The organism is Pseudomonas sp. Pse1, assembly GCF_024519635.1.
GTDB lineage: Bacteria > Pseudomonadota > Gammaproteobacteria > Pseudomonadales > Pseudomonadaceae > Aquipseudomonas.
In genome coordinates this window covers 156,232-181,183 of the sequence record NZ_JALJRO010000011.1, presented here as the reverse complement: position 1 = coordinate 181,183, position 24,952 = coordinate 156,232, and the positions used below count along the sequence as shown (strand labels likewise).

Here is a 24,952-nt window from a genome sequence, read left to right as displayed (position 1 = left end):
ACACACCGCCCTGCCCGCCTTCACTCCAAATGCGCCCACGTCATCCGAAACGACGCCCCGCCCCACGGTGATTCCGCGACTTCCACCTGCCCGCCATGGGACTGGGAAACCCGTCTGACCAGCGCCAGGCCGAGGCCGAAGCCGCCGGTGCGGCGGTCGCGGCTGGCGTCGAGGCGGGAGAAGGGTTCGAAGATTTTCTCCCGGCCTTCGACGGGCACGCCGGGGCCATCGTCGTTGACCCGCACTTCGTAATGATCGCCGTTGCGCACCAACGACACCTCGACCCGCTGTTCGGCGTAGCGAATGGCGTTGCGCAGCAGGTTGATCACGGCGCGGGCCATGAAGCGTGGTTCGATGCGCACCTGCTCAAGCTGACAGTCGACGATCAGCAATTGCACACCGGCCGCCTCGGCTTCCAGCGCCACGCTGCCGACCACGCTGTCGAGCCAGTGACTGGCCTGGATGTTTTCCCGGGTGATCACCGTGGCGCCGCGCTCGAGGCTGGCGTAGGTCAGCAGCTCAGAAACCATTTCTTCCAGTTCGCCAAGGTCGGCGTACATGTCGGCGATCAGCGCTTTGTCAGCGTCGGGGTCGAGTTGCTGCTTGAGCTGGTCCAGCTCGAATGACAGCCGGGCAATCGGCGTGCGCAGTTCGTGGGATACCGCGTTGGTCAGCTCGCGCTGGTTGGCGATCAGACCCTCGATACGCGCCGCCATCTGGTTGAAGTGCTCGGCCAGGTCGCGGATGTTCGAGCGCTTCGACAGCTGGATGCGCACAGCCAGGTCGTTGTCGCCAAAACGCTGGGCGGCCAGGCGCAGTTTTTCCAGGTCGCGCCAGTGCGGACGAACCCAGAAATACAGGACGATGCCCAGCAGCACGCCGAGCATGGTGTAGGCGAGGATGATGTAGATGTTCGTCCAGCTCGGTTCCTCCGGCATCTGGATGCTCAACAGTTGCTCACCCTCGTCGATCCGCGAAATGAACTGGGTGTACTTCTCGCGGACCACCATCAGGTTGTTCGCCAGCTCGGCCTTTTCGCTGGTGCTGAGGTCCAGGTCGGCCGACTGCAGCAATTGCAGGCGCAAGCCGTAGTGCGGTCGCAGCGCCAGCAACTGCGCTTCACGCCCCGGGCCATCCAGCGCGCGCAACTGTTCCACCAGGGAATAGGCCTGGCCGCGCACAGCCTCGCGGTTGTAGGTTTTCAGCGTGTCGTCCAGGACCGCAGTGAAGGTCCGGTCCACCACCTCGAGGGCCGCCACCAGACCAATTGCCAGCACCAGGAACAACCCCAGGAATAACCGTAGCATCTAGAGCTCCCAGGCGAATGGATTGAACAGGTAACCCTTGCCCCACACGGTCTTGATGCACATCGGCTCGCGCGGGTTGTCGTTGAGCTTGCCACGCAGCTTGCTGATGTACACATCGACGCTGCGATTGAGGCCGTCGAAGGCAATGCCGCGCATTCGACTGAGGATATCGTCCCGGGACAGGGTCTTGCCGGCGGCACTGGCCAGCAACCAGAGCAACTCGAACTCCATCGTGGTCAGTTCGACCAACTCGCCGGCCAGGCGCACTTCGCGGCAACTGCGGTCGATCTGCAGAGTGCCGAACTCCAACGCGCCACGCACAGGACTTTCCGGTGCCTGGCGACGCTGCAAAGCTCGCAGGCGCGCTAACAGCACCGGCGGCTTGATCGGCTTGATCACGTAGTCGTCGGCTCCAGACTCAAGGCCGAGGATATGGTCGAGGTCGTCTTCCTTGGCCGTCAGGATGACGATCGGGGTGTCGGCCAGCGCGCGAATTTCCCGGCACACCTGCAGGCCGCTCTGGCCGGGCAGCATCAGGTCGAGCACGACGATTTTCGGCTGGAATTCGAGGAATGCCGCCAGCGCCAGATCGCCGCGCAGCACCTGGCGCACCTCAAAACCGTGCCGAGTGAGGAATTGCGCGATCAGCCCGGAAAGCTTTTCGTCGTCCTCCACCAGCAGCACTTTGCCAAAACCCAGGTTATCCATAACGACCGTCTGCCCAGCCTTGAGTGGAAGGGCCGGCATTATGCCGCCAATTTCTGGCGGGACGCAGATGGCAGACAACAAAAACCGGCTGCAGGAGCCGGTTTTTGGTGATCTTTCATACTCTTAAGAGTTTTTAACACGTTACCCGACGCGCCTCAGGCCGCAGCCGGAACACCGCTGTGGAAGCGGAACTCAACGTCCGGCGCCTCGATCAGTTCCTGCTCGGCGGCACGTACACGCTCGATCACCTGGGCAATGTCCTTGGCATCGCCATACTGATAGGCCAGCTTCAGGTAACCCTGGAAATGCCGGGCCTCGCTTTTCAGCAGGCCGAAGTAAAACTTGCCGAGCTCTTCGTCGAGATGGGGCACCAGCGCTTCGAAACGCTCGCAACTGCGCGCCTCGATAAAGGCCCCGACCACCAGGGTATCCACCAGTTTCACCGGCTCGTGGCTGCGCACCACCTTGCGCAGTCCCGAAGCATAACGACCGGCGGACAACTGGCGCAGATCAATCTTGCGCTTCTTCATCAAACGCATGACCTGTTCGTGATGCACCAGTTCTTCCCGGGCCAGACGCGACATCATGTTGATCAGATCGACATGGGAGTGATACTTGGCGATCAGGCTCAACGCGGTGCTGGCGGCCTTGAATTCGCAGTTCTTGTGGTCGATCAGCAGGGTTTCCTGGTCGGCCAGCGCCGCCTGAATCCAGCCGTCCGGGGTACGGCAACCGAGGAACTCGTGGATCTCGGGCAGGATCATTGGCTCACGTCCGACAGTTCAACAGGCGCATTGGGCAGCACGGCGACGCATTCAGGGCTAGGCAGCATGGGGCTCACGGGGCAATAGGTGGAAAGCGAGGGCGCGATTATACCGGGCTGCCGGCAGACCACCAGTCACCGGCCTTGATATGCGTCAAGACCCGCGCTTGCGACCAGCATCTATAGTTGTGAAACGACCCTATGTTCATCCAGTGGAGATCCCGACCATGCAAGACGTCCGCAGCATTCTGGTGGTGATTGAGCCCTCGCCCGACGAAAGCCTGGCCCTCAAGCGCGCCAAGCTGATTGCCGGGGTCACCCGGGCCCATCTGCATTTGCTGATCTGCGACAAGAAGCATGATCACGCCTCAATGTTGAGTGTGCTGAAGTCCGGCCTGCTGGCCGACGGTTTCAGCGTCACCACCGAACAGGCGTGGAACGACACCCTGCATGACACCATCATCGAGGTGCAGCAGGCAGAAGGCTGCAACCTGGTGATCAAGCAGCACTTCAACGACAACCCGCTGAAAAAATTCCTGCTCACCCCCGACGACTGGAAGCTCCTGCGCCAGTGCCCAAGTGCGGTGCTGCTGGTAAAAACCAAGAAACCCTGGACAGGCGGCACCATCCTCGCGGCCATCGACGTCGGCAACAGCGACCCTGAGCACCGTCAGTTGCACGCCACCATCATCGATCATGGTTTTGACATCGCTGCTCTGGCCAAGGCGCAGCTGCATGTGGTCACCGCGCACCCCTCGCCGATGCTATCGTCCGCCGACCCGGTGTTCCAGCTCAAGGAAACCATCGAGAAGCGCTACCGCGAACAGTGCATGGCGTTCCAGGCCGAGTTCGATATCGACAACGAACACCTGCATATAGAAGAAGGCCCGGCGGATGTGCTGATTCCGCACATGGCACATAAACTGGAGGCTGCGGTGACGGTGATCGGCACGGTGGCACGCACCGGCTTCTCCGGAACGCTGATTGGCAATACCGCAGAAGTGGTGCTGGATGCGCTGGAGAGTGATGTGCTGGTGCTCAAGACCGATGAAATCATCGATCACCTGGTGGAGTTGGCCAATCGCGAAGGCTGACAGCGCCAACCTAATGTAGGAGCGAGCCTGCTCGCGATAAGGCCTCTAGCAACACCGCATCAACTTCATCGCGAGCAGGCTCGCTCCTACAGGGTTACGGCCGCTGCCCAAGGGCTCAACCCCCAATCCCATCCTTGAGAAACCCCGGCGCGATGTAGCGCTGGTAGTGGGCTTCGGACAGCAGGAAAAATTCCCGATCAATGGCATCGCGCAGTTCCGGCAGGTTCCAGTCGCGAAACTCCGGGAGCAGGACCATGCCGTAAGCTTCCAGGTTGTTGATCACCCGGGCGCCCCGGGCAATCAGCTGGTAGGCCCAGCAATAGGCCGACTGGTGGGGCACGAAACGGATCTTGCGCGACTCCAGTTGCTGGCGCAGGCGCCCGGCATCGAAAATTTCCAGCTTGCCGGCCATTACCTGCACCAACAGTTGCTCAAGACGCAACCACACCGCGGTTTTCTGCTCCTCGTTGTAGCCGTTCCAGTGGATCACTTCATGGTGGAAACGCTTGCAGCCGCGGCACACCAGGTCGCCGTAGACCGTGGAGCAGAGGCCGATGCAAGGGGTCTTGATAGTCTGATTGGGCATAGGTAGGCAGGACGCGAAAAAGCAGAACAGGCCGGCATGTTAGCCCTTTGTCGGGCATTGATCACCCCTCAAACTTCAGGGCCTAAGCCACTCGGGTGCTGTCAGCGGGAAACCTATGCGGCGTCATTCTCCACCAAAGTCCAATAAGCGCCGACTTACCTTTAAATTTTTTTTGCCGTAGAATCAGCCTGCCTTTTTAGGCGCCAATGTCCGTTAGAAGCTGTTTTCAAAGCGTCACGAGCACAGTCGTTCCTTCAGAGCGGTGTTGGCGAAGGGTTTTTCCAGCGGGGAAAAGCCTGACGCCAACCCTCATCAGCTCCCCGTTCTGCAGGCGTAAAACTTTGAAAGCAGCTTCTGTAAGGAATTGTCGGTAATTCTGGCTAAGTGGCCCACAACGTCACGCAGCGCATGAGTACGGCAATTTCGGGATGAGCGTCCCGGACACCCATTTGGGACCACTGATGAGGGTAATAACTGTGCTTGAAGCCTACCGCAAACATATCGAAGAGCGCGCAGCACTGGGTATCGTTCCCCAGCCGCTTAACGCCGAACAAACTGCAGGCCTGGTCGAGCTGCTGAAGAATCCCCCGGCTGGCGAAGAAGCATTCCTCGTTGACCTGATCACCAATCGCGTTCCACCAGGAGTGGACGAAGCGGCCTACGTCAAGGCTGGCTTCCTGTCCGCCATCGCCAAAGGCGAAGCCTCTTCCCCCCTGATCAGCAAGCAGCGCGCCGTTGAACTGCTGGGCACCATGCAGGGCGGCTACAACATCGAGACCCTGGTCAACCTGCTGGACGACGCCGAGCTGGCGCCAGTCGCGGCCCAGGAACTCAAGCACACCCTGCTGATGTTCGATTCGTTCCACGATGTGGCCGAACGCGCCAAAAAAGGCAACGTTCACGCTCAAGGCGTCCTGCAATCCTGGGCTGACGGCGAGTGGTTCCTCAAGCGTCCGACCCTGGCCGACAAGATCAGCCTGCGTGTGTTCAAGGTGACTGGCGAAACCAACACCGACGACCTGTCCCCTGCTCCTGATGCCTGGTCCCGCCCAGACATCCCGCTGCACGCCCTGGCCATGCTGAAAATGGCCCGTGAAGGCATCGTGCCGGACGTTCAAGGCGTCACCGGTCCGATGAAGCAGATCGAAGAAATGCGCGGCCAAGGCTTCCCGATCGCCTACGTGGGCGACGTGGTCGGTACCGGTTCCTCGCGTAAATCGGCCACCAACTCCGTACTGTGGTTCTTCGGCGACGACGTTCCTTACGTGCCGAACAAGCGCGGCGGCGGTTTCTGCTTCGGCAGCAAGATCGCTCCAATCTTCTACAACACCATGGAAGATGCCGGCGCACTGCCAATCGAATTCGACGTATCCAACATGCACATGGGCGACGTGATCGACCTGTACCCGCATGCTGGCAAAGTCTGCAAGCACGGCACTGACGAAGTCCTCACCACCTTCGAAATGAAGACCCCTGTGCTGTTGGACGAAGTCCGTGCTGGCGGCCGTATCCCGCTGATCATCGGCCGCGGCCTGACCGAGAAGGCTCGCGCCGAACTGGGTCTGCCTGCGTTCGACCTGTTCAAGAAGCCGGAAGCTCCGGCTGAAAGCACCAAGGGCTACACCCTGGCGCAGAAAATGGTCGGCAAGGCGTGCGGCGTAGAAGGCGTGCGTCCTGGCACCTACTGCGAACCGAAGATGACCACCGTAGGTTCTCAGGACACCACCGGTCCAATGACCCGTGACGAACTGAAAGACCTGGCGTGCCTGGGCTTCTCGGCTGACCTGGTAATGCAGTCGTTCTGCCACACCGCGGCTTATCCAAAGCCGATCGACGTGACCACCCACCACACCCTGCCTGACTTCATCATGACCCGTGGCGGCGTATCCCTGCGTCCGGGCGACGGCATCATCCACTCGTGGCTGAACCGCATGCTGCTGCCAGACACCGTCGGTACCGGTGGTGACTCCCACACCCGTTTCCCGATGGGCATTTCGTTCCCGGCCGGTTCCGGCCTGGTAGCGTTCGCCGCAGCCACTGGCGTGATGCCACTGGACATGCCGGAATCGATCCTGGTGCGCTTCAAAGGCGAAATGCAACCGGGCGTCACCCTGCGTGACCTGGTTCACGCCATTCCTTACTACGCGATCCAGGCTGGCCTGCTGACCGTAGAGAAGAAAGGCAAGAAGAACGCCTTCTCCGGCCGCATCCTGGAAATCGAAGGCCTGGACAACCTGAGCATCGAGCAAGCCTTCGAGCTGTCCGACGCCTCGGCTGAACGTTCGGCTGCCGGTTGCACCATCAAGCTGTCGAAAGAGTCGATCACCGAGTACCTGCAGTCCAACATCACCCTGCTGCGCTGGATGATCGGCGAAGGCTACGGCGATGTACGTACCCTGGAACGTCGCGCCCAAGCGATGGAAGCCTGGATTGCCAACCCTGAACTGATGGTTGCCGATGCCGACGCGGAATACGCCGAAATCATCGAAATCGACCTGGCCGAGATCAAGGAGCCAGTTCTCTGCGCGCCGAACGATCCGGACGACGCCCGTCTGCTGTCCAGCGTTGCTGGCGAGAAGATCGACGAAGTGTTCATCGGTTCGTGCATGACCAACATCGGTCACTTCCGCGCTGCCGGTAAACTGCTGGATCAGGTCAAAGGTCAGCTGCCAACCCGTCTGTGGCTGTCGCCGCCGACCAAGATGGACGCTCACCAACTGACCGAAGAAGGCTACTACGGCATCTATGGCAAGGCTGGCGCGCGCATGGAAATGCCGGGCTGCTCGCTGTGCATGGGTAACCAGGCACGTGTAGAGCCGAACTCGACAGTTGTGTCGACGTCGACCCGTAACTTCCCGAACCGTCTGGGTGACGGCGCGAACGTCTACCTGGCCTCGGCTGAGCTGGCGTCGGTGGCTTCGATCCTGGGTCGCCTGCCGACCGTCGAGGAGTACATGGAATACGCGGGCAAGATTGACAGCATGGCGGCCGACGTTTACCGCTACCTGTCCTTCGACCAAATCGCCGAGTTCCGTGAAGCTGCAGCGAACGCCAAGATTCCGGTCGTTCAAGCCTAAGGCTGACTCGTTGTAGAAACCCCGCGTATCGCCAGATACGCGGGGTTTTTTTATGCCTGCAGTTTCAGCGCGTGCTCTACCGCCCCATCCACACTCAAACCACTGAGGATCACCCCATTGCCCGCCACCTCTGGCAGCGCCGAAAGTGCCGTCAGCGCATCGTGTTTGAGCCGTGCGAGGATCAGCCGCTGGCCTTGCTGATGCATCTGCTGGAAGAAATCCTGCATCGCCTCGATGCTGGTGCCGTCCAGGTTCGGTGACTCTTCCAGGCTGAGGATGACCGTGTGCAGCGGCACTGCTGAATGACGAACCAGACGCAGGGCGCCACCGAGAATACGTTCGACGTTGGCAAAGAACAGCGCTTCGCTGGGCCGTACAATGAGGATGCCCGGCTCGGTTTTCGCGCTCGGGTGACGCTGCAGGTCGACGAAGTCGTGGCCGTCATCGATGCGACCGAGGATCTGGATATCCGCCGCCGACAGCTGCTTGAGCATCAACAACACGCTGATCGCCACCGATACCAGCAGGCCGTCGAGCACGCCGAGGGTCAAGACCGCCCCCACCGCGCAAATTACCAGCAACCGATCACGACGCCAGACAAAGTAGCGACCCAACGGCTGCAGACTCAAACCGCGTCCCAACGCATGCATGACAATCGCCGCCAGCACCGGCTCGGGCGTCAAGGCGATCCACGGCAACACCGTCAGCACGATGATCAGCACCACCAACGCCGCTACGCCGCCGGCCCAACGCGACATGGCGCCCGCCGCTTCGTTGGCCGAAGTGGCCGAATACCCGGCGCCGGTCGGCATGCCATGGAACAGGCCGGACAGCAGATTGCTGGCGCCGAGCGCCAACAGGTCGCGGTTGGAGGTGACACGGTCGCCATGCTTCAGCGCATAGGCACTGATCGAGCCGTAGGACTCCGCATACAGGATCATCACCAGCGCCAACCCCACCTCCCCCAGCCGCAACCAGTCGGCGAACGGCAACACCGGCAGGTTTGGCACTTCGAGGCTGAGTTCGATCACCCCGATCAGCTTCACGCCGTGAGCAGGCAAGTCCAGCCACTGCCCGGCGGCGATGCCGATCACCACCACCAACAGGCCACCGGGCACCCGTGGGAAGCGTGAAAACAGGCCGAGCAGCAACAGGGCCGAGCCGGCCACCGCCGCAGCCGTCCAGTTCCATTGCGGCAGTTGTTCCAGCAGTTGCGGGGCGAAGCGCACCAGGTTGGCGTCGGTCAAGTGCACGCCGACCACACTCGCCACCTGCTTGAGGATGATGGTCAGTGCCAGGCCGAAGGCAAAGCCGCGCAGCACCGGCTTGGCGATAAACGAGGTGACGCTACCGAAGCGAAAGATCCCGGCCAGCACAAATAACCCGCCCGTCACCAGCACCAGGCCGACCGCCAGGGTTGACCGCAGTTGCGGGTCACCGTTGGCCAGGGTTGCCGTCGCCGCAGCCAGCACCGCCGCCGAGGATGAGGTAGCGGAGACGATGGCAAAGCGGCTGGTGCCCAGCAGGCCGTAACACAGAAGACCGGCAAACAGCGCGATCACCCCGGCCTGGGGTGCCAGCGCGGCAATGGTCGAGTAAGCCACCGCTTCCGGCAGCAGCAGGCCGGCAATCGATAATCCGGCGAGCACATCGCGCCAGCGGTTGGCGGTTTCGATAGTTTGAGGGGGGTTGGACAATCCACTGTCTCCAGACGAAAAAAAACCGCTGCGCGTGTGATACGCGCAGCGGCCACTGTAGCTTAAAGCGCAGGATCGCCTGGAGCGGATCCTGCTCAATAATCGGTATTTGCGCCGATCACGCGGTCAGCGAGTAGATCAGTGCGGTGATCGCCACCAGACCGACTGCGGTGACAAACACGTTGGACGCCTGGCCACGGTACTTGGCCATCGCCGGCACCTTGCGCACCGCGTACATCGGCATCAGGAACAGGATTGCCGCGATCACCGGGCCACCGAGGGTCTCGATCATGCCGAGGATGCTCGGGTTGAGGGTGGCAACGATCCAGCAGACCACCAGCATGAACGCTGCGGTCATGCGATCCAGTGCCTTGGCACCTGGGCGCTTGCCGCTTTTCACGATCAAGCCCTTCAGTCCTTCGCTGGCGCCGATATAGTGGCCGAGGAACGACTTGGAGATCGCCACGAAGGCAATCAACGGCGCCGCGAAGGCAATGGTCGGATTGCTGAAGTGGTTGGCCAGGTACGACAGGATCGACAGGTTCTGTGCCTTGGCTTCAGCCAGTTGTGCCGGCGACAGGGTCAGCACGCAACTGAAGACGAAGAACAGCACCATCGCCACCATCAGCAGATGGGCACGCGAGAGGATCTGCGAACTGCGTTCTTCGGCATGGCCGCCGTAGCGACGCTTCTGGTCCACGGCGAAGGCCGAGATGATCGGCGAGTGGTTGAACGAGAACACCATCACCGGGATCGCCAGCCACAGGGTATGCAGCAGCGCCGAAGGCTCCGGCACAGTGGAGGCGGTGCTGAGGATGCCGCCGTTCCAGTGCGGCACCAGGAACACCGCGAGGAACAGCAGCGCGACGATGAACGGGTAGACCATCAGGCTCATGGCCTTGACGATGACCTGCTCGCCGCAGCGGACCACGGCCAGCAGGCCGAGGATCAGCACAAAGGAGAGCACGGCCCGTGGCGGCGGCATGATGTGCAACTGGTGCTCAAGGAAGCTGCCGACGGTGTTAGTCAGGGCCACGCTGTAGATCAGCAGGATCGGGAAGATCGCGAAGAAATACAGCAGCGTGATCAGGGCACCGGCCTTGATCCCGAAATGCTCTTCGACCACTTCGGTGATGTCGGCGCCTTCGCGACCGGACAACACGAAGCGGGTCAGGCCACGGTGCGCGTAATAGGTCATGGGGAATGCCAGCAGCGCCAGGATCAGTAGCGGCCAGAAACCGCCAAGGCCTGCGTTGATCGGCAAAAACAAGGTACCCGCACCAATCGCCGTGCCAAACAGCCCGAGCATCCACGTGGTGTCCTGACGATTCCAGCCGCTGACACTGACTGGTACCGCCGCTTCATAGCGCTCATCAACGCTATTGGCCTGATCATTCATCCGGTCGGATCTCCGCATTCCGGTATTTGCCACTCGGTCAGGACGAGTCAGAAAATGCTGACAGGCAGCGCCCTGGCCGAAACAGGGCGCGATTGTCCGGTATTAATCAACAGAAGCAAAGACTTAGCTGAGGAGCGGTGGTGCGGATCAGATCAATGACAGGGGTTCTATTCTGCGGAAGCGGAGGCGTTGGCGTTGGCGTTGGCGTTGGCGTTGGCGTTGATACTGAAATTTGTAGCAGCGGCGTTTAAATGCTGGGCTCAGCCAATAGCTGCACATTTCTGGCTCGTTGCTGGCAATCGGCGACGACGTTCAGGATCGACAGCAGGCGCTGATAAAGTATTCGCCAATGCTAATTGCAACCACCTTGGCCCGAGCCACTCAGGGGAAACCGTTATTCGATGAAATCCTTGAGCAACACGATGCTTTCTAAATCGGGACTGAACGAATTACAACGCAACATCATCTATCAATTTATATAGACAGGGACAACCCGACAATCCGAACACAACTAAAACAAGACAAAACATTACTTAAAATAAAAAGCACTTATTTGTTACAAGCCACCACCCCACTATTGAGCAACAGGTCTTCCAGGACTATATTTTTTGCGCTTTTAATGCTGACAGCTAATAAACAGCAATCTGCAAAATCCTGAGAAGGCGATAACCTCATGCAAAAAAACAAGATGACGTTTAAATGCCTGCTTCTCGCGGCGCTGCTATGTCCACTTAGTAGCTTTGCGCAGCAACCCCCGGCCACTGCTGATATCCAGGAACTGGCCTCCTCTGCTCGATGGCTGACAACCAAGGTGTATATCGAGGGCGCCCCTCAAACGGACGTGAAAGAGCATTATCCAGGCGCGGTTGGAATATCGACGTGGGACCCGAAACTAAATCGCTACGAGTTTTTTTACACTGACACAGGCGAATCCAAGTACAGCAATGGCGGCGGCGGGTACTTTTTCATCACCGGCGATCATAAGACCCACATCCTGGTACCCGATGTCGGGCCAACCAAGACAGTGGTCAGGCGCTTGGAAACCTTGAATCGAAGTGAGTTCACTTACTCTCGTGAAGTCCCCCACGACACGGGAAAAGACACCCCCCCTGTGCGCATCTATGTCGTTCATGCCCCTTACACTGGCTCAGTAGAAACTAAATCCGCGCTTAAGCCAGGCACACCTGCCACCAACTAATATCAATCGATCACCTTTGTGCTATCGACCTGAGAGCCCCCAGCCGAATTGCAACTTCCTTTGAAATTTCTCAACTACCAAAACAAAACATGGAGAGTCACCGTGCAGAAAACAATCAGAGCACTGCTGGTACCCACACTACTTGTTACTTCGGTCTTCTGCAGTGCGGCCAGCGCACAGCCCACAACAACTCCCGCCGCAAAACATGCCGCTGCTACGCCAGAAAATGCAGTTATGCTGACTGTTTTTTTAAAACATGATCAATCAAGACCCTTGGGCGAACTGAAAGCTCAGCTTGCCAGCCAAGGATTTTACAAGACATTTCCACCTGCGGGAGTCGAAGTTGTCAGTTGGAACATCATGATGGGCATCGGGCAAGTGGTCACAATACGACTTCCAGCCTCTCGCTTGGCTGAAGTAAATCTCGCACTCGAAAATACGGCGTGGGGAGCATACAGGACCGAGTTTTATCCGACCTATGATTTCAAAGCCATTGCACTGGCGGAGCAAAACAGGGCAAACCAGTCGCCAACAGCCCAGTGACATTGCAGCAGCACACTGCCTTTGCAGTGTGCTGCGCATAGACGTCACTGCGCTTGCGGTAGACCAGCGTCATGAATTTGCTTCTTGCGCGAAGCAGGCCAGACTGGAAAACACCGCAACTGCGATTAACCACCATTGCCAAGTGGTTCTGGAATCAGCACTCTGAAACGACGCATGACGCCCGCCACGCAGCCGACTACAGGAGTAAAGCAATGCCCGCAACCGTCCTGGTACTGGTTGAAACCATCAACGACTACCTGCCGATTCTCGAACACCAAGGCTTTCACCTGATCCTCGCCCCCACCCCCACCGAACGCACCCAGGCCATCAGCACCTACGGCGGGCAAATCGATGCCGTGCTGACTCGCGGGCCATTGGGGCTGTATGCCGAAGAAATCGCCGCCCTGCCCAACCTGAAGATCATCTGCGTGATCGGCGCCGGCTACGAGCAGGTCGATCTGCAGGCCGCCAGCAACCGGGGCATTCGCGTGACCAATGGTGCGGGGGTCAACGCCTCATCGGTGGCAGACCATGCCATGGCCCTGTTGTTGGCACTGGTGCGTGACATTCCCCGGGCCGATTCGGCAGTGCGCCGCGGTGAATGGCCGAAAATCATGCGCCCGTCCCTCGCTGGCAAGCGCCTGGGCATACTCGGGCTCGGTGCGGTAGGCATGGCTATCGCCAAGCGCGCGGCCAGCGGTTTTGACATGAGCGTCAGTTATCACAACCGCCAGGTACGCAACGACGTGCCCTATGACTTCTGCTCCACTCCCACCGAACTGGCGCGGGCTTCGGACTTTCTGATGGTCTGCACCCCGGGCGGCCTCGGCACCCAGCACCTGATCAACAAGCAGGCGCTGGACGCCCTCGGCCCCCACGGTTTTATCGTCAACATCGCCCGCGCCAGCGTGATCGTCACCAGCGACTTGATCAGCGCCCTGGAACACCGCCGGATCGCCGGCGCCGCCCTGGATGTGTTCGATGACGAACCCCAGGTACCGGATGCGCTCAAGGTCCTGAGCAATGTGATTCTCACGCCCCACGTCGCCGGCCTGTCGCCCGAAGCGACCCAGGGCACCGTGGAATTGGTGGGGCAGAACCTGCAGGCGTTCTTCTCCAATCGCCCGCTGCCGACCCCCATAGAACTACCGCCGGCGATTCGGCGCGCGATGCGCTGAAGCAGTTTTCAAACGCCTGTATCAAAAACAATGATTAACCGGCAACACGCTCACCTATAACGGGACGCCATGGTTGTGGGTGCCGGGTGGGCGCATTAGATTAGCCAATAATTCCTGCCATCCAGAATAAGCAGAAGGGATAAGCATGGCGCTTAACGACCAGTCCACCCGTATTCGCGAAGGCGAAGAACTCGATGCCAGCCTGATCGATCCGTATCTCAAGGCTCAGATCCCGGGTTTGAGCGGCTTGCCGCGGATCAGTCAGTTTCCCGGCGGCGCGTCGAACCTGACGTACCTGCTCGAATACCCGGAGCAGGAGTTCGTCCTGCGCCGCCCACCGTTTGGCCACAAGGCCAAGTCCGCCCACGACATGGGCCGCGAGTTCCGCATTCTCAACCAGCTCAAGGATGGCTTCCCGTATTGCCCGAAGGCTTACGTGCACTGCACCGATGAATCGGTGATCGGCGCCGAGTTCTACGTGATGGAACGGGTCAAGGGCATCATCCTGCGCTCGGAGTTGCCGCCGGAGTTGGGCCTGGATGCACCGCGCACCGAGGCGCTGTGCAAGAGTTTCATCGACAAGTTGGTGGAGCTGCACCGTGTCGATTACAGCGCCTGCGGCCTGGCCGACCTGGGCAAGCCTGAAGGGTATGTGGCGCGGCAGATCCGTGGCTGGAGCGAACGTTACGACAAGGCCCTGACCCCGGATGCGCCGAGCTGGGAGGCGGTCAAGGCCTGGCTCAACGACAAGATGCCGGCCGATCACCCGACCTCGAGCATCGTGCACAACGACTACCGTTTCGATAACGTGATCCTCGACCCGAACAACCCGATGCAAATCATTGGGGTGCTGGACTGGGAGTTGACCACCCTCGGCGATCCGTTGATGGACCTGGGCAACAGCCTCGCCTACTGGATCGAAGCCGGCGACCCGCCACCGGTGCAACTGATGCGCCGCCAGCCAAGCCATGCCCCGGGCATGCTCAGCCGCCAGGAATTCGTCGACTACTACGCCGAACGCTCGGGTATTCGCATCGATAATTTCGATTTCTACTACACCTACGGGCTGTTCCGCCTGGCCGGTATCGTGCAGCAGATCTATTACCGCTTCTTCCATGGCCAGACCCAGGACAAACGCTTCGCGCAGTTCATCTCGATGAACAAACTGCTGGAGCAGATGAGCCTGCAAGTGATCCACAAATCCAGCCTCTGACTGCACTCCCGGCGCCACGCCCCTCACAAGGAAACACCATGTCCAAGACTCAGTTGTTCGACCTCGACGGCAAGATCGCATTTGTCTCCGGTGCCAGCCGCGGTATCGGTGAGGCCATTGCCCGACTGCTGGCCCAGCAAGGCGCCCATGTGATTGTCTCGAGCCGCAAGCTCGACGGTTGCCAGCACGTGGCCGACGCGATCATCGCCGAGGGCGGCAAAGCCACCGCCATTGCGTGCCACATCGGTGAAATGGAGCAGATCAGCCAGGTCTTCGCCGGCATTCGCGAGCAGTTCGGCCGCCTCGACATCCTGGTCAACAACGCGGCGACCAACCCGCAGTTCTGCAACGTACTGGACACCGACCTCAGCGCGTTCCAGAAGACCGTCGACGTGAACATTCGCGGCTACTTCTTCATGTCGGTGGAAGCTGGCAAGCTGATGCGTGAAAACGGTGGCGGCAGCATCATCAACGTGGCGTCGATCAATGGCATCTCACCAGGGATCTTCCAGGGCATCTACTCGGTGACCAAGGCTGCGGTGATCAACATGACCAAGGTATTCGCCAAAGAGTGCGCGCAGTTCGGCATTCGCTGCAACGCCCTGCTGCCAGGCCTGACCGACACCAAGTTCGCCTCGGCGCTGGTCAAGAACGACGCCATCCTCAATACCGCCCTGCAACAGATCCCGCTCAAGCGCGTCGCCGCACCGAGTGAAATGGCCGGCGCGGTGCTGTACCTGGCCAGTGATGCATCCAGCTATACCACTGGGATATCACTGAATGTGGATGGTGGTTTTTTGTCTTAAGGAAGCGCCATACCGCTTTTTTAGGGGCAAGCCTGCTCGCGATGAACGTTAACGATAATGCGGGCATCCTGAATGTTCGCGGAGCTCTCAGGTTCTTCGCGAGCAAGCTCGCTACAGGGGATGCGCTGTGCCCTTTCAAATCACCACATTACGCACAAACCGCACCGCCTCATCCCCATCATTGCGATACACATGGGTGAAGTTGCTGGCGAAGCTGATGAACTCGCCACAGCCCAGCACTCGCACCTCATCCCCCAGCACCAGGGTCAGGCTGCCCTGGAAGACATACACCTGCTCGCTCCAGCCTTCGGCATCGGCGGCAGACAGGTAGACCTCGCCCGGCTCCAGTTGCCACTGCCACAACTCGACCTCACGGCTGGCGTTGGCCTTGGCCAGCAGCACCGCATGGCTGCCGGGAATGGTCCCGGCCCAGGCCAGTTCGTTGATTCGGCCTGGGTCCCGTGAGTCGGGGGCCTGGATCAGATCGCTGAAGGCCACGTCCAGCGCTTCGGCCACCCGGTCGAGGGTGGTCAGGCTGACATTTTTCTCGCCGGCCTCAATCGCCACCAGCATCCGCCGGCTGACCCCGGAGATTTCTGCCAGCGCGCCCTGGCTCAGCCCGGCGGCATGGCGCAGGCGGCGGACGTTGAGGCTGACGTGTTGCAGGACCGAGGCGCGCTGGCCATTTTCTTTGTGCACTATATTGCTCATCTATAAGGATTGCCCAGTGTAGCGCTTTCCCGGAAGCCGTTGATCACTGTCTTTATGCGACGACCCCCGACGGATTCTTCACCTGTCAAATTGGCATCACCCCGCCCAATTCGGCTTTTTCCTTCTACTTTGTAGGATTCTGCCATAGCTTGGCAGTTGGTGATCGCTGGCACGGCACGTATGATCCCTTACAAACTTCCGCAGATTAGAAGCCTATGTCCCTGATAGTTCTACTGCTTCTGCCTTTTATTGGCAGCTGTCTGGCGGCCTTGCTGCCGCACAATGCACGCAATGCTGAATCACTTCTGGCTGGTTTGGTCGCCCTCGCGGGTACCGTCCAGGTAGCCTTGCTGTACCCGCAAATCGCCGACGGCGGGGTGATTCGAGAAGAATTCGCCTGGCTGCCCAGCCTGGGGTTGAACTTTGTCCTGCGCATGGACGGCTTCGCCTGGCTGTTTTCCATGCTCGTGCTGGGCATCGGTACCCTGGTGTCGCTGTACGCCCGCTACTACATGTCGCCGGACGACCCGGTGCCGCGCTTCTTCGCATTTTTCCTGGCGTTCATGGGCGCCATGCTCGGGCTGGTGATTTCCGGCAACCTGATTCAGATCGTATTTTTCTGGGAACTGACCAGCCTCTTCTCATTCCTGTTGATTGGCTATTGGCACCACCGCGCCGACGCCCGACGTGGCGCCTACATGGCGTTGATGGTGACCGGTGCCGGTGGCTTGTGCCTGCTGGCGGGGGTCATGCTGCTTGGCCATGTCGTCGGCAGCTATGACCTGGACCAGGTCCTGGCCGCCGGCGATATGATTCGCGCCCATGCCCTCTACCCCATCCTGCTACCCCTGATCCTGATCGGCGCCCTGAGCAAAAGTGCGCAATTCCCCTTCCACTTCTGGCTTCCCCACGCCATGGCCGCACCGACACCGGTGTCGGCGTACCTGCACTCGGCGACCATGGTCAAGGCCGGGGTGTTTCTCCTGGCGCGGCTGTGGCCGTCGCTGTCCGGCAGCGAAGAATGGTTCTACATCGTCAGCGGCGCCGGCGCCTGCACCCTGTTGCTCGGCGCCTACTGCGCGATGTTCCAGAACGACCTCAAGGGCCTGCTGGCCTACTCGACCATCAGCCACCTCGGCCTGATCACCCTGCTGCTCGGCCTGAACAGCCCGCTGGCTGCCGTCGCCGCGGTGTTCCACATCCTCAACCACGCCACATTCAAGGCTTCGCTGTTCATGGCGGCGGGGATCATCGACCACGAAAGCGGCACCCGTGACATTCGCAAGCTCAGCGGTTTGATCCGCCTGGTCCCGTTCACCGCCACCCTGGCCATGGTCGCCAGCGCCTCGATGGCCGGCGTGCCACTGCTCAACGGTTTCCTCTCGAAAGAAATGTTCTTCGCCGAAACCGTGTTCATCAACGCCACTGCCTGGGTCGAGACCAGCCTGCCGATCATCGCCACCATCGCCGGCACCTTCAGCGTCGCCTACTCCCTGCGTTTCACCGTCGACGTGTTCTTCGGCCCAACCGCCACCGACTTGCCCCACACGCCCCACGAGCCGCCACGCTGGATGCGCGCACCGGTCGAGTTGCTGGTGTTCACCTGCCTGCTGGTGGGAATTTTCCCGGCCCAGGTGGTCGGCCCGCTGCTCGCTGCCGCCGCATTGCCGGTGGTGGGCGGAACCCTGCCTGAATACAGCCTGGCGATCTGGCACGGCTTGAATGCGCCGATGATCATGAGCCTGATCGCCATGTCCGGCGGCATCGTCCTCTACCTGCTACTGCGCAATCAGTTCCGCCACGGACGCTTCAAGTACCCGCCGCTGGTGGGCCGATTCAATGGCAAACGCCTGTTCGAGCGTGGCCTGGTACTGCTGATGCGCCTGGCGCGACGCCTGGAACGCCGGGTCAGCACCAAGCGCCTGCAGGCACAGTTGTTCCTGCTGGTGCTGGCGGCAGTGGCCGCCGGGCTGATCCCGATGCTGCACAGCAGCCTGACCTGGGGCGACCGGCCGAAGATTCCTGGCTCGATCGTCTTCGTTACCCTGTGGCTGCTGGCGATTGCCTGCGCCCTGGGTGCCGCCTGGCAGGCCAAGTACCACCGGCTGGCGGCCCTGACCATGGTCAGCGTCTGCGGCCTGATGACCTGCATCACCTTCGTCTGGTTCTCGGCGCCGGACCTGGCCCTGACCCAATTGGTGGTCGAAGTGGTGACCACCGTGCTGATCCTGCTCGGCTTGCGCTGGCTGCCACGGCGGATCGAGGAAGTCTCGCCACTGCCCGGCAGCGAAACCCGGGCAAGGGTGCGGCGCCTGCGCGACCTGGCGTTGTCGATTGCCGTCGGCCTGGGCATGGCGCTGCTGTCCTATGCCATGCTGACCCGCCAGACCCCCAACGATATCTCGTCGTTCTACCTCAGCCGCGCGCTCCCCGAAGGCGGCGGCAGCAACGTGGTCAACGTGATGCTGGTGGACTTCCGTGGCTTCGACACCCTCGGGGAAATCACCGTCCTGGCGGCGGTGGCTCTGACGGTGTTCGCCCTGCTGCGGCGCTTCCGCCCGCCGAAAGAAAGCATGCAACTGCCGGCGCAACAACGCTTGCTGGCACCGGACGTGGTCACCGACCTGGTGAACCCGCGCCAGGCCAGCGACACCGCATTGGGCTTCATGATGGTCCCGGCGGTGCTGGTGCGCCTGCTGCTGCCGATCGCCCTGGTGGTGTCGTTCTACCTGTTCATGCGCGGGCACAACCAGCCGGGTGGCGGTTTCGTCGCCGGGCTGGTGATGTCGGTGGCATTCATCCTGCAATACATGGTGGCCGGCACCCAGTGGGTCGAGGCCCAGATGAGTTTGCGGCCGTTGCGCTGGATGGGCGTAGGCCTGTTGTTCGCCACCGTCACCGGGCTGGGGGCGATGGCCGTCGGCTATCCGTTCCTGACCACCCACACCTGGCACTTCAGCCTGCCGCTGCTGGGTGACATCCATATCGCCAGCGCGCTGTTCTTCGACGTCGGTGTGTACGCCGTGGTGGTGGGTTCGACGCTGCTGATCCTGACCGCCCTGGCGCACCAATCGGTGCGTGGCCACAAGCCAAGCCAGAGCAAACCCGTAATCGCGCCAGGAGCCGCCTGATGGAAGAAGTCATCGCAATTGCCATTGGCGTACTCGCGGCCTCCGGGGTCTGGCTGGTGCTGCGGCCCCGGACATTCCAGGTGGTCATGGGCCTGTGCCTGCTGTCCTACGGGGTCAACCTGTTCATCTTCAGCATGGGCAGCCTGTTTATTGGCAAGGAGCCGATCATCAAGGACGGCGTGCCCCAGGACCTGCTGCACTACACCGACCCGTTGCCCCAGGCGCTGGTGCTCACCGCCATCGTCATCAGCTTCGCCATGACCGCGCTGTTTCTGGTGGTGCTGCTGGCGTCCCGGGGCCTGACCGGTACCGACCATGTCGACGGCCGGGAGCCTAAAGAATGAACTGGATGCAACATCTGATCGCCGCCCCCATCCTCCTGCCGTTGCTGACCGCCGCGCTGATGCTGTTGCTGGGCGAGAAACACCGGCCGCTGAAGGCCCGGCTGAACCTGTTCTCCAGCCTGATCGGCCTGGGTATTTCGGTGATGCTGCTGATCTGGACCCAGAAAACCGGCGAGCCAGGCTCGATTGGCGTGTACCTGCCGGGCAACTGGCAGGTGCCGTTCGGCATCGTGCTGGTGGTCGATCGCCTGTCAGCCTTGATGCTGGTGCTGACCGGGATCATCGGCGTGAGCGCGCTGCTGTTCGCCATGGCCCGCTGGGACGGTGCTGGCGCCAGTTTCCACGCGCTGTTCCAGATTCAGTTGATGGGCCTGTACGGCGCCTTCCTCACCGCCGACCTGTTTAACCTGTTCGTGTTCTTCGAAGTGCTGCTCGCCGCCTCTTACGGGCTGATGCTGCATGGTTCGGGGCGCACCCGGGTGTCCGCCGGCCTGCACTACATTGCGATCAACCTGCTGGCCTCCTCATTGTTCCTGATTGGCGCGGCGCTGATCTACGGCGTCACCGGCACCTTGAACATGGCCGACCTGGCGCTGAAGATCCCGTTGGTACCGGAAGCCGATCGCGGCCTGCTGCATGCCGGCGCCGGGATTCTCGCGGTGGCCTTTTTGGCCAAGGCCGGGATGTGGCCGCTGAACTTCTGGCTGGTGCCGGCCTACTCCTCGGTCAGCGCGCCGGTGGCGGCGATGTTCGCGATCATGACCAAGGTTGGCGTCTACACACTGCTGCGCCTGTGGACCCTGCTGTTCTCCGGCCAAGCCGGGGCCTCGGCGTATTTTGGCGGCGACTGGCTGATCTACGGCGGCATGGCGACCATCGTCTGCGCGGCGCTGGCGATCCTCTCGGCGCGGCGCCTGGAGCGCATGGCCAGCCTGAGCATCCTGGTCTCGGCAGGGATCCTGCTGTCGGCCATCGGCTTTGCCCAGCCCAACCTGGTGGCAGCGGCGCTGTTCTACCTGGTCAGCTCGACACTGGCGTTGAGCGCGCTGTTCCTTCTGGCGGAACTGATCGAACGCTCACGCAACGCCGTGGAACCGCCTCTGGACGACGAAAACGAAGCCCTGCCGCAGCCTCTGCCTGGCGCTCCATTGACCAAGGGCATCAACCTCGACGACGAGCAGCAGGCGGTGGTCGGCCAGGTGATTCCCTGGACGATGGCCTTCCTCGGCCTGAGCTTCATCGCCTGCGCCCTGCTGATCATCGGCATGCCGCCGCTTTCAGGCTTTATCGGCAAGCTCAGCCTGCTCGGCGCCCTGCTCAACCCGCTGGGGCTTGGCGCCTCGTCGACCCAGCCGGTGTCGGCCGCCGCCTGGAGCCTGCTGGTGTTGTTGATTGTCTCCGGGCTGACCTCGCTGATCGCCTTCTCGCGCCTGGGCATCCAGCGCTTCTGGTCGCCGGAAGAACGCCCGTCACCCGTGCTGCGACGTCTGGAATGCGTGCCGATCTTCGCCCTGCTGGGCCTGAGCATCCTGCTGACGTTCAAGGCCGAACCGCTGATGCGCTTCACCCAGGCCGCGGCCAATAGCCTGAACGATCCCCAGCAGTACGTGATGGCGGTGCTCGGCACCCGCGCCGTGCCCAGCCCCGAAGCCCGGGCCGCGTTGCAGGAGGTGCAACCATGAGACGCCTGTTTCCTGCCCCGTGGTTTTCCCTGGCGCTGTGGCTGCTGTGGCTGCTGCTGAATCTGTCGGTCAGCCCCGGCAACCTGCTGCTCGGGGCGCTGCTGGCGTTCTGTGCGCCGCTGATGATGCGCAAACTGCGGCCGTTGCCTGTGCGCATTCGCCGGCCCGGGGTGATTCTGCGCCTGTTCCTGCTGGTCGGCCGTGATGTGCTGGTGTCCAATGTAGCCGTGGCCTGGGGCGTGCTCAACGCCGGGCGCCGGGCGCCACGCTCGGCCTTCGTCAAAGTGCCGCTGGACCTGCGTGACGCCAACGGTCTGGCGGCCTTGTCGATGATCACCACGGTGGTGCCGGGCACAGTCTGGTCGGAGCTGGCGCTAGACCGTAGCATCCTGCTGTTGCACGTGTTCGACCTGGATGACGAAGCGCTGTTTATCGAGCACTTCAAGACCACTTACGAGCGCCCCCTGATGGAGATCTTCGAATGAGCGCCCTGCTCTCCAACGCGATCCTCTGCAGCCTGTTCCTGTTCTCGCTGGCGATGATCCTGACCCTGATCCGCCTGTTTAAGGGCCCGTCGGCCCAGGACCGCGTCCTCGCCCTCGACTACCTGTACATCATCGCCATGCTGATGATGTTGGTGCTGGGCATCCGCTATGCCAGTGACACCTACTTCGAGGCTGCGCTGTTGATTGCACTGTTCGGCTTCGTCGGCTCGTTTGCCCTGGCGAAATTCCTTCTGCGTGGCGAGGTGATCGAATGAATGCGCTTGAGCAACTGCCGCTCTGGGTCGAATTGACGGTGGCCATCCTGCTGGTGCTCAGCAGCCTGTTTGCCTTGATCGGCGCTATCGGCTTGCTGCGTTTGAAAGAGTTTTTCCGGCGCATGCACCCACCGGCACTGGCCTCCACACTGGGTGCCTGGTGCGTGGCGCTGGCCTCAATCATTTATTTTTCCGCGCTCAAGTCCAGCCCCGTGCTGCACGCGTGGCTGATCCCGATTTTGCTGGCGATCACCATGCCTGTGACCACCCTGCTATTGGCCCGCGCTGCGCTGTTCCGCAAGCGCATGGCGGGCGATGATGTACCGGCTGAAATCAGCAGCCGACGCAGCGAAAGCGGCAGTTGACTTAAACCCAGGCAACCGCCAGCAGACCGGCCCCCAGCACCACGCACAGGGGCGAGTAGGCCCAGGTGTCGAGGCGGGCGAACTTCGAGCCCGCCCGCTCCTTGAAAAAGCCCACCAGTTCCGAATCGCCAATGGCCCTGGCGAACATCAGCAAGGCCATGGCGCTGATCAGCCATTGCAGCGACCAGTGCTCTATCTGCGGCACGAACAGCCCGACCCGCAGGCTGACAATCAGTGCCACCAGCAGCAGCCCGACGGCCACTGCCAGGGTCAGCAGTGCGGAAGGTTTGAACGCCGGGCGCAACCCCTGCCCTTCTCGTCCCGGTATCTGCGGTATGACGACGTCTGTCGCCCATTGCCCACCCAAGGCCCAATACACGTGGATCAAGCTGATCAGCACCAGGGCAGCAGCGATCCACTGAGCAAGCACGAAGGTCATGATCGAAATTCCTCGCAACGTTGGCAGAGCAAACAGCCTAGTCCAGTGCGAATGTCGTCGCCTTGCGCTTTGTCAATGTTCGGTGCCGGTCGTCGGCTAAAGAGCGATCGCCACTTTGTCGGCGATGTCCTTGGGCAGCCAGGCCTTCCACACGTCCGGATGCGCCTTCATAAAGGTTTCGGCGGCCTGGCGCGGAGTGCTGTGTTGTTCGCTCATCTGTGCCAGCGCCTTGTTCAGCGGATCGATGGGCAGGTCGACCTTGCTGAAGAACTCGGCCAGGTGCGGGTACTGTTTCTGGAACGGTGTAGACACACCGATCGACAGCTTGGAGGCCAGCGAACGGGTCGGTTGGGGATTGGGGTTATCGGCGTCGGTCAGGGTCTTCCAGGCCTCGGCGTCGAATGGCGGCTCTTCCAGTTGGATCAGCTTGAAACGCCCCAGCAAGGGCGTCGGTGACCAGTAGTAGAACAGCACCGGCTTGCCGCGCCGGATCGACGAGGTGATTTCCGCATCCAGCGCCGCGCCCGAGCCGCTGCGGAAATTCACATAGCTATCGCTCAGGCCATAGGCCTTGAGTTTTTGCTGGTTGACCACTTCCGAGGTCCAGCCGATCGGGCTATTGAGGAAGCGCCCCTTGCCGGGGGTTTCCGGATCGGCGAACACATCCTTGTAACGCTTCAGGTCCGCGACGCTGCGCAGGTCGGGCGCCAGGGGCTTGATGCCTTTGGCAGGGTCACCCTTGACCACGTACTCCGGCACCCACCAACCCTCGGTGGCGCCCTTGACGGGATCGCCCAGGCTCACCACCTTGCCTTCTGCCTCGGCCTTGACCCACACCGGACTGCGCCCGGCCCACTCCTCGCCAATCACCTGGATGTCGTTGTTGGCCAGGGCGGTTTCCAGGGTAATGGTGGTGCCTGGAAGGGTGTCGGTTGGCAGGTCGTAACCCTTCTCGACAATGATCCGCAAAATGTCGGTAATCAGACTGCCGCTTTCCCAATTCAGGTCGGCGAAATGGATCGGCGCCTGGGCAGCACTGGCCGCAGCGGGCGTGCCCAGCAGCCCCATGGCGGTCAGCGTACTGGCCAGTAGCAGTCGAAATCCTTTCATGCCTTGCACCTCGTTCTGTTCACAGCGATGACAGGACGGCTTGGCGAAGAACAATCGCCAACCTCTGCTTGTTCAGTCAGTGGACTGTAGTAGAGGTTCCTGACATCGATGCAACGAGGCTTACTCGGCTGACGGTTCCTGCAAGCGCTGCAACTCTCTGCGGACCATGCTCGCGTATTCCGGCGGCCGCAGCAGGTAGAGCTGTGCGGCCACCCAGTTCAGCCAGGCGCCCTGCATCTGCGCCTTTTGCGCGAACAACTCGACTGCCTTGGCGCGTGCGCCCTGCAGGTTCTGTTCGTGGAATTCGGCGCGGGACAGGCTCATTTATTCGCTGGCCTTGAACGATACCAACTCACCCTTGCGGAACTTCGCGGCCTTGGCCGTTACCGCTTTGAGGGTCTTGGTCAGGCCTTCCTGCAATTGCTGGTTGGCGGCGAACACAGTGACCACGCTGTGGCCTTCCTTGAATACAATCGCATGACCATCGGCGGTGGAGACAAAGGCGTAATCGCCAAGACCATAAACGGTCAACTTGATCTCGCGAAACTTGATTTCCATCTTGCCACCTTCACGGCTGGGTAATACCGCCGCGCGAAAGTGATCGCCTACCTTGAGTTCAAGTCGTTGCTTGTCGTCCACCACCAGCGCCGACTCGGTGTCGATCTCGGCGACGTATATACCTTCGGGGGTTTGTTCGGTGATGTAGACGAAGCGCGATTGGAACTGTTTAACCAGCTTTGCGCGCAGATCACCGAGCACAAACAAAGCGTGCATATCGAGATTACTTACTGCCAACGAAATATCCCCAATTCTGAAAATGACACTGTCCGTGAAAAAAACG

The 24,952-nt window shown here is 61.0% G+C and carries 24 protein-coding genes; 13 read left to right on the top strand and 11 right to left on the bottom strand.

Annotated features, from left to right (window positions below; genetic code table 11):
* Nucleotides 1-20 precede the first annotated feature (20 nt).
* The 3 genes from NR126_RS17730 to NR126_RS17720 form a co-directional block, all read right to left on the bottom strand.
* Entirely contained in the window at nucleotides 21-1,307 is a 1,287-nt protein-coding gene (locus tag NR126_RS17730; protein ID WP_256830739.1) for an ATP-binding protein, read from the bottom strand.
* A complete protein-coding gene (locus NR126_RS17725) occupies nucleotides 1,308-2,015 on the bottom strand; it encodes a response regulator (RefSeq protein WP_027616217.1) in 708 nt (235 codons plus the stop codon). It abuts the gene before it with no gap.
* A gap of 155 nt (nucleotides 2,016-2,170) precedes the next feature.
* Nucleotides 2,171-2,779 carry a tRNA-(ms[2]io[6]A)-hydroxylase gene (locus tag NR126_RS17720; RefSeq protein ID WP_027616216.1) on the bottom strand — a complete coding sequence of 203 codons (609 nt, stop codon included), beginning with the start codon at nucleotides 2,777-2,779 and terminating at the stop codon, nucleotides 2,171-2,173.
* A gap of 226 nt (nucleotides 2,780-3,005) precedes the next feature.
* Here NR126_RS17720 and NR126_RS17715 point away from each other — a divergent pair, with 226 nt between their 5' ends.
* The gene (locus NR126_RS17715) at nucleotides 3,006-3,872 is read left to right on the top strand and encodes a universal stress protein (RefSeq protein WP_256830738.1); all 867 of its coding nucleotides are present in this window, start codon (nucleotides 3,006-3,008) and stop codon (nucleotides 3,870-3,872) included.
* A 115-nt stretch (nucleotides 3,873-3,987) separates the two neighbouring features.
* Here the strand turns inward: NR126_RS17715 and NR126_RS17710 are convergent, their stop codons facing one another.
* On the bottom strand, nucleotides 3,988-4,458 hold the full coding sequence (locus tag NR126_RS17710) for a DUF1289 domain-containing protein (RefSeq protein ID WP_027616214.1): 471 nt from the start codon (nucleotides 4,456-4,458) through the stop codon (nucleotides 3,988-3,990).
* Nucleotides 4,459-4,934: 476 nt separating this feature from the next.
* On the opposite strand from NR126_RS17710, the gene acnB reads away from it, so the two are divergent.
* Complete coding sequence (gene acnB / locus NR126_RS17705) at nucleotides 4,935-7,535, top strand: bifunctional aconitate hydratase 2/2-methylisocitrate dehydratase (RefSeq protein ID WP_027616213.1); 2,601 nt, start codon at nucleotides 4,935-4,937, stop codon at nucleotides 7,533-7,535.
* 50 nt (nucleotides 7,536-7,585) lie between these two features.
* Here the strand turns inward: acnB and NR126_RS17700 are convergent, their stop codons facing one another.
* Nucleotides 7,586-9,232: a SulP family inorganic anion transporter gene (locus NR126_RS17700; RefSeq protein ID WP_027616212.1), complete on the bottom strand. Its 1,647-nt coding sequence runs from the start codon at nucleotides 9,230-9,232 to the stop codon at nucleotides 7,586-7,588.
* 118 nt (nucleotides 9,233-9,350) lie between these two features.
* Complete coding sequence (locus NR126_RS17695) at nucleotides 9,351-10,631, bottom strand: HAAAP family serine/threonine permease (RefSeq protein WP_027616211.1); 1,281 nt, start codon at nucleotides 10,629-10,631, stop codon at nucleotides 9,351-9,353.
* Nucleotides 10,632-11,304: 673 nt separating this feature from the next.
* Between NR126_RS17695 and NR126_RS17690 the strand changes: the two genes are divergently transcribed.
* The 5 genes from NR126_RS17690 to NR126_RS17670 all read left to right on the top strand — a co-directional run bounded on the left by NR126_RS17690 (nucleotide 11,305) and on the right by NR126_RS17670 (nucleotide 15,569).
* Nucleotides 11,305-11,829, top strand: a complete 525-nt coding sequence (locus tag NR126_RS17690) for a DUF4822 domain-containing protein (RefSeq protein ID WP_256830737.1) — start codon at nucleotides 11,305-11,307, stop codon at nucleotides 11,827-11,829.
* Between the two features lie 102 nt (nucleotides 11,830-11,931).
* The gene (locus NR126_RS17685; protein WP_081786269.1) at nucleotides 11,932-12,372 is read left to right on the top strand and encodes a hypothetical protein; all 441 of its coding nucleotides are present in this window, start codon (nucleotides 11,932-11,934) and stop codon (nucleotides 12,370-12,372) included.
* A 212-nt stretch (nucleotides 12,373-12,584) separates the two neighbouring features.
* Nucleotides 12,585-13,550 (top strand): 2-hydroxyacid dehydrogenase, encoded by a 966-nt coding sequence (locus tag NR126_RS17680; RefSeq protein WP_256830735.1) that lies wholly within the window; start codon nucleotides 12,585-12,587, stop codon nucleotides 13,548-13,550.
* A 145-nt stretch (nucleotides 13,551-13,695) separates the two neighbouring features.
* Nucleotides 13,696-14,763: a phosphotransferase family protein gene (locus NR126_RS17675; RefSeq protein WP_027616208.1), complete on the top strand. Its 1,068-nt coding sequence runs from the start codon at nucleotides 13,696-13,698 to the stop codon at nucleotides 14,761-14,763.
* A gap of 38 nt (nucleotides 14,764-14,801) precedes the next feature.
* Nucleotides 14,802-15,569: an SDR family oxidoreductase gene (locus NR126_RS17670; RefSeq protein WP_256830733.1), complete on the top strand. Its 768-nt coding sequence runs from the start codon at nucleotides 14,802-14,804 to the stop codon at nucleotides 15,567-15,569.
* Nucleotides 15,570-15,704: 135 nt separating this feature from the next.
* On the opposite strand, the gene NR126_RS17660 is transcribed toward NR126_RS17670, so the two are convergent.
* Nucleotides 15,705-16,268, bottom strand: coding sequence for a helix-turn-helix domain-containing protein (locus tag NR126_RS17660; protein ID WP_027616206.1), 564 nt, complete (start codon nucleotides 16,266-16,268; stop codon nucleotides 15,705-15,707).
* A 227-nt stretch (nucleotides 16,269-16,495) separates the two neighbouring features.
* On the opposite strand from NR126_RS17660, the gene NR126_RS17655 reads away from it, so the two are divergent.
* From NR126_RS17655 to NR126_RS17630, 6 genes are read left to right on the top strand one after another with little or no spacing between them, the layout of a single operon-like run.
* On the top strand, nucleotides 16,496-19,411 hold the full coding sequence (locus NR126_RS17655) for a monovalent cation/H+ antiporter subunit A (RefSeq protein ID WP_027616205.1): 2,916 nt from the start codon (nucleotides 16,496-16,498) through the stop codon (nucleotides 19,409-19,411).
* A complete protein-coding gene (locus NR126_RS17650) occupies nucleotides 19,411-19,755 on the top strand; it encodes a Na+/H+ antiporter subunit C (RefSeq protein ID WP_003202835.1) in 345 nt (114 codons plus the stop codon). The genes NR126_RS17655 and NR126_RS17650 overlap by 1 nt, the downstream gene beginning before the upstream one ends.
* Nucleotides 19,752-21,437, top strand: a complete 1,686-nt coding sequence (locus NR126_RS17645) for a monovalent cation/H+ antiporter subunit D (RefSeq protein WP_256830731.1) — start codon at nucleotides 19,752-19,754, stop codon at nucleotides 21,435-21,437. The genes NR126_RS17650 and NR126_RS17645 overlap by 4 nt, the downstream gene beginning before the upstream one ends.
* A complete protein-coding gene (locus tag NR126_RS17640; protein ID WP_027616203.1) occupies nucleotides 21,434-21,922 on the top strand; it encodes a Na+/H+ antiporter subunit E in 489 nt (162 codons plus the stop codon). The genes NR126_RS17645 and NR126_RS17640 overlap by 4 nt, the downstream gene beginning before the upstream one ends.
* The gene (locus NR126_RS17635) at nucleotides 21,919-22,197 is read left to right on the top strand and encodes a K+/H+ antiporter subunit F (RefSeq protein ID WP_027616202.1); all 279 of its coding nucleotides are present in this window, start codon (nucleotides 21,919-21,921) and stop codon (nucleotides 22,195-22,197) included. Before NR126_RS17640 ends, NR126_RS17635 begins: the two co-directional genes overlap by 4 nt.
* Nucleotides 22,194-22,562, top strand: coding sequence for a Na+/H+ antiporter subunit G (locus NR126_RS17630; protein WP_027616201.1), 369 nt, complete (start codon nucleotides 22,194-22,196; stop codon nucleotides 22,560-22,562). The genes NR126_RS17635 and NR126_RS17630 overlap by 4 nt, the downstream gene beginning before the upstream one ends.
* A 1-nt stretch (nucleotide 22,563) precedes the next feature.
* Here NR126_RS17630 and NR126_RS17625 read toward each other — a convergent pair whose 3' ends face one another.
* The 4 genes from NR126_RS17625 to NR126_RS17610 form a co-directional block, all read right to left on the bottom strand.
* Nucleotides 22,564-23,001: a DUF3995 domain-containing protein gene (locus tag NR126_RS17625; protein WP_027616200.1), complete on the bottom strand. Its 438-nt coding sequence runs from the start codon at nucleotides 22,999-23,001 to the stop codon at nucleotides 22,564-22,566.
* Nucleotides 23,002-23,097: 96 nt separating this feature from the next.
* A complete protein-coding gene (locus NR126_RS17620; RefSeq protein ID WP_105754907.1) occupies nucleotides 23,098-24,111 on the bottom strand; it encodes an ABC transporter substrate-binding protein in 1,014 nt (337 codons plus the stop codon).
* A 120-nt stretch (nucleotides 24,112-24,231) separates the two neighbouring features.
* Nucleotides 24,232-24,435, bottom strand: a complete 204-nt coding sequence (locus tag NR126_RS17615) for a hypothetical protein (protein WP_027616198.1) — start codon at nucleotides 24,433-24,435, stop codon at nucleotides 24,232-24,234.
* On the bottom strand, nucleotides 24,436-24,885 hold the full coding sequence (locus NR126_RS17610; protein ID WP_033865878.1) for a hypothetical protein: 450 nt from the start codon (nucleotides 24,883-24,885) through the stop codon (nucleotides 24,436-24,438).
* Nucleotides 24,886-24,952 lie beyond the last annotated feature (67 nt).

Coding starts and splice junctions, on each gene's coding strand:
- NR126_RS17715 (WP_256830738.1), top strand. CDS start 3,006: ATGCAAGACGTCCGCAGCATTCTGGTGGTGATTGAGCCCTCGCCCGAC.
- NR126_RS17620 (WP_105754907.1), bottom strand. CDS start 24,111: ATGAAAGGATTTCGACTGCTACTGGCCAGTACGCTGACCGCCATGGGG.
- NR126_RS17635 (WP_027616202.1), top strand. CDS start 21,919: ATGAGCGCCCTGCTCTCCAACGCGATCCTCTGCAGCCTGTTCCTGTTC.
- NR126_RS17645 (WP_256830731.1), top strand. CDS start 19,752: ATGAACTGGATGCAACATCTGATCGCCGCCCCCATCCTCCTGCCGTTG.
- NR126_RS17610 (WP_033865878.1), bottom strand. CDS start 24,885: ATGCACGCTTTGTTTGTGCTCGGTGATCTGCGCGCAAAGCTGGTTAAA.
- NR126_RS17630 (WP_027616201.1), top strand. CDS start 22,194: ATGAATGCGCTTGAGCAACTGCCGCTCTGGGTCGAATTGACGGTGGCC.
- NR126_RS17640 (WP_027616203.1), top strand. CDS start 21,434: ATGAGACGCCTGTTTCCTGCCCCGTGGTTTTCCCTGGCGCTGTGGCTG.
- NR126_RS17675 (WP_027616208.1), top strand. CDS start 13,696: ATGGCGCTTAACGACCAGTCCACCCGTATTCGCGAAGGCGAAGAACTC.
- NR126_RS17710 (WP_027616214.1), bottom strand. CDS start 4,458: ATGCCCAATCAGACTATCAAGACCCCTTGCATCGGCCTCTGCTCCACG.
- NR126_RS17615 (WP_027616198.1), bottom strand. CDS start 24,435: ATGAGCCTGTCCCGCGCCGAATTCCACGAACAGAACCTGCAGGGCGCA.
- NR126_RS17695 (WP_027616211.1), bottom strand. CDS start 10,631: ATGAATGATCAGGCCAATAGCGTTGATGAGCGCTATGAAGCGGCGGTA.
- NR126_RS17625 (WP_027616200.1), bottom strand. CDS start 23,001: ATGACCTTCGTGCTTGCTCAGTGGATCGCTGCTGCCCTGGTGCTGATC.
- NR126_RS17655 (WP_027616205.1), top strand. CDS start 16,496: ATGTCCCTGATAGTTCTACTGCTTCTGCCTTTTATTGGCAGCTGTCTG.
- NR126_RS17725 (WP_027616217.1), bottom strand. CDS start 2,015: ATGGATAACCTGGGTTTTGGCAAAGTGCTGCTGGTGGAGGACGACGAA.
- NR126_RS17680 (WP_256830735.1), top strand. CDS start 12,585: ATGCCCGCAACCGTCCTGGTACTGGTTGAAACCATCAACGACTACCTG.
- NR126_RS17650 (WP_003202835.1), top strand. CDS start 19,411: ATGGAAGAAGTCATCGCAATTGCCATTGGCGTACTCGCGGCCTCCGGG.
- NR126_RS17690 (WP_256830737.1), top strand. CDS start 11,305: ATGCAAAAAAACAAGATGACGTTTAAATGCCTGCTTCTCGCGGCGCTG.
- NR126_RS17720 (WP_027616216.1), bottom strand. CDS start 2,779: ATGATCCTGCCCGAGATCCACGAGTTCCTCGGTTGCCGTACCCCGGAC.
- NR126_RS17670 (WP_256830733.1), top strand. CDS start 14,802: ATGTCCAAGACTCAGTTGTTCGACCTCGACGGCAAGATCGCATTTGTC.
- NR126_RS17730 (WP_256830739.1), bottom strand. CDS start 1,307: ATGCTACGGTTATTCCTGGGGTTGTTCCTGGTGCTGGCAATTGGTCTG.